This window comes from Maritimibacter dapengensis (assembly GCF_019218265.1).
GTDB classification, from domain to species: Bacteria; Pseudomonadota; Alphaproteobacteria; order Rhodobacterales; family Rhodobacteraceae; genus Maritimibacter; species Maritimibacter dapengensis.
Genome location: NZ_JAHUZE010000017.1, coordinates 1 through 2,168, shown reverse-complemented (window position 1 = coordinate 2,168; position 2,168 = coordinate 1). Strand labels below are relative to the sequence as shown.

Below are 2,168 nucleotides of genomic sequence, written 5' to 3'. Positions count from 1 at the left end.
GGCCGTGTGCAACGATACCGGCGCGGCGACGATGATCGCCGCGCAGTGAACGAGCAGCACCAGCTATGAAGAAGCAGGTGGACGCCAGTTCCTACACCATCTCCCGGGACACTACCCACCATTCCGTTGGTCGGATTGGCAGCGTCAGTGCTCAAACGCCGGATGAGTGGAATGAGCGAAGAAGAATTGCTCTTTCCCAAATACGCGTCCCCGAGGGGGCACGGGAATTTCAGCACGAATATGATGAACCGGATCAAAAAGCATCGCACGAGCAAGAAACATGTTTTCTATAGCCTAAGGCATAACATGAAAGACTCGCTGATAGCGTTGCAAGCTACCCCACGGCAACAGTACGCCATCTTGGGTCACACATTTGGCAACACAGCATCTGAGGTGTACGGATCGCGACCCTCTATCACAGACCTGAGGGATGCTTTGTGTCAGATTGACTTTGCCCGATACTACCCGCGAAAAAAGTGACAACCAAATTCGTCAACCCCACCATACCAACCCGCAATGATACTGGCTTTCTCTTTTACTGAAAAAGCCCCAATGGAGCATCCCATCACCTCAAAGGCCCCTATTCCCGACACAGCAGACCAACTCAGACGTGCCAAGTTCGCGCCTCTAGACATGACCCCTGTGTCGCCCAGCGCCAAAGCGTTGGAGGACGACTTGTTTGCCCAGTTCCTGTCTTCTGAGGAACTTTGGAGACCTCGGACGAGACAGCGCAACGGGAGCGCCGCCAAGGCGTTGAGGGTCACCGTATCTGCTTTCACAGCTGATCTTCTTAGAGCGCGGTCAGACGAGGAAGCAGGGGGCTTTTGTTGGCACCCGAAAGGGTCGGGATACTTTGCTGACACTTTGGCATCCAAGCGCCAGTTTGATGCTTTGATAAGTGTGTGGACGTGGCAGGGATTGCTGGAGCACCACAATGGCTTTCAGATCGAAGAAGAGTTTGATGAGGGGCAAATGCGTGACGGTCAGCGCTGGGCATCACGCTATCGGGCGAGGTCCTCATTGCTTGAAATGGCCAAAGCGCATGGCATCACCCCAGAGAACGTCGGAGAGCACTATGAGAAGAACCTGTCCGGTAGGTCTCCTGTCGAGCTTCGCGCTCGGAAAAGGGGCAAACGCAAAGGCACCCGTGGGCGACGGATGAGAATTAATCGTAAAGACCCAAAGCCGGTTGCGTTCGCTCAGGACGTTCAGGAACTCAACGTATTCTTGGCGACCCAAAGGTTCACGAACTGCGAAACTCCCAATTTGGTCAGAATCTTCAATGACGGTAACCAAGCAGGTTTTGATTGGAACCGAGGTGGTCGGCACGTCATTCGTGGCTCGGAGAGTGTTCAGTCGATGAAACGTGAGCTCAGGGCAGACGTGAAAATTGATGGATCAAAGACTGCGGAAGTCGATTTTGGTTCAAGTCAGCTCACACTTGCATATGCGTTGGCCGGAGAGACAATCCCCGAGGGTGATCTCTATGACATCCAAGGGGTCCCAAGGCTCGTCGTGAAGAGGGTGGTCGTCGCCTACATCGGCAAGGGCTCGGCACCTACTCAGTGGCCTGACCACCTCAAGGCAGAGTTTCGAGAGCAATACGACAAGGATCTCACAAAGCAGTTTGTGTTGAAGCGGGTCGTTTCTCTGATCGAGCAGAAGCACCCAGTCCTAAAAAGGCTCGGGGGCCTAGGTCTAGAGATCAACTATCTTCAGTTCGTAGAAAGCGAGATCATCTCGTCAGCCATGCTGGACCTTATGCGAGTGAGCGAGGTGCCATCTGTTCCAATCCATGATTGCCTTTTGGTGAAGAAGAAAGACGTTCAAAAGACCAAAGAAGCCATGTCTACAGCCTTCTGCGATCAAGTAGGTGTCAAGCCGACCCTCTCGGTGAAGTCTTAGCCGAGCAAGGGTCACTGAGGGTTACCCTGTGAGGGGAGTGCTACACTGTATTGGGGCTGTGGCCCCTGATGCATAGGAACTCCGAAGGGGCTCTAGAGGGATCACAGGGCATTACCCTACACGCTAAGAAATGCGGGCGTGGTATGTGAACCGGCATGCAAGATTGACCCCTGTATTGGGGTAATCGGCGTCCAAAAGTGACCCCCCTGATATTTCTGTTCAGAAGCTTCCTCAAAGGATTGAGGGAGCGATTTGGGGATGTT

At 53.5% G+C, this 2,168-nt stretch carries 1 protein-coding gene; it reads left to right on the top strand.

Translation table 11 applies throughout. The features are described 5' to 3' along the window. Positions 1–552: 552 nt before the first annotated feature. Positions 553–1,905, top strand: coding sequence for a hypothetical protein (locus KJP28_RS19825; protein WP_218394109.1), 1,353 nt, complete (start codon positions 553–555; stop codon positions 1,903–1,905). Positions 1,906–2,168 lie beyond the last annotated feature (263 nt).

Excerpts from the sequence above, each read along its gene's own strand:
- KJP28_RS19825 (WP_218394109.1), top strand. The coding sequence starts at position 553 with ATGGAGCATCCCATCACCTCAAAGGCCCCTATTCCCGACACAGCAGAC.